This is a genomic window from Pseudomonas sp. 05T35, assembly GCF_056396605.1.
In genome coordinates this window covers 1-1,083 of the sequence record NZ_JBFTLU010000766.1, presented here as the reverse complement: position 1 = coordinate 1,083, position 1,083 = coordinate 1, and the positions used below count along the sequence as shown (strand labels likewise).

The 1,083-nt window shown below is 58.9% G+C and carries 1 protein-coding gene and 1 pseudogene; one reads left to right on the top strand and one right to left on the bottom strand.

The window, feature by feature from the left end:
* The coding region (locus AC1DH9_RS29660; RefSeq protein ID WP_477809395.1) for a VOC family protein at window positions 1-400 on the top strand (400 nt) is incomplete at its 5' end.
* A gap of 138 nt (window positions 401-538) precedes the next feature.
* On the opposite strand, the pseudogene AC1DH9_RS29655 reads toward AC1DH9_RS29660, so the two are convergent.
* Window positions 539-1,083: pseudogene (locus AC1DH9_RS29655) on the bottom strand (hypothetical protein); the annotation flags it as partial.

Below are 1,083 nucleotides of genomic sequence, written 5' to 3'. Positions count from 1 at the left end.
ATGCCTGGCGACCTGGGTCGCACGCACCGACGACATCCACGCAATGAGCGAAGCCTGCCGCGCCATTATCGGGGAACCCGAACCCATGACCCGAGGCACGTTGTCCTGGCAGATCACCATTCCTGCCGATGGGCACCTGCCGCTGAATGGATCAGCGCCGACATTGATTCAATGGGAACAAGCGCAACATCCCGCCAGCGCGATGCGGGATCAGGGGTGTTCGCTGGTGGCGCTGGATGTGTTTGATCCTGAGCCTGAGAAAGTCCAGGCGTTGCTCAGCGCAATCAACTTTTCCGGGCCGGTTCGTCTTCATGGGTTGGGAGCACATTCAAAGCCCTATTTGGTGGCGCACATTCAAACCCCCACTGGTTTGAAAACATTGCCGATTGCTCATGGTTAGGACCATAAGACCGCAAGCTTCGCCAGCCCCTGCGTTGAAACGCATCGCCCACAAAGTGACCAAGCCGGGATCAGTTTTTGTCTAGTCCTGAAACAGGTGTAAACCTATTTCAGGACTAGACAGACACCGGCGCCAGCGTCAGCGCTCTGCTGGCCGCACATAGGGCTCGATAAAGCCGCAACCAAGGATCTCGTTCAGGCGTTGCGCATCGTTCATTCGGCGAAACAGTCCAAGAGTCTTCCACGGCGCGTGACCATCGACATTGGGCGCTCCCAATCCCGCCAACAGGTCGGCGATCAGTATTGATCGGGTCTCGAAAGAGATGCGTGTCAGCCCGCTGCTATTGCCGACGCCGGCATGGGCATGAGCCCCGGAAAAGGCGATCAGGCTCCCCGGAGCGATATCGACGGCAATCCCCTCCTGCGGGTCGATCGCTTCCAGCAGATGCGGAATGGCTTCGTCGGCATCCACCGCATTGCGGCCGTCTCGATGGGATCGCTGCAAAATGGCGCGCATATCGAAATCTGCACTCGAATTACCCAGCGGCCGCTGCCAGAGGTCTGGATACAAGGCGAAGGTACGCCCTGCCGCGATGGGATAGATGGGCGCCCACCAGTTGGTTTGTGCATAGATATTCGACCCCCAGGTATCGCGGTGAAACGCGATGGTGGCCGTCGTGCGGG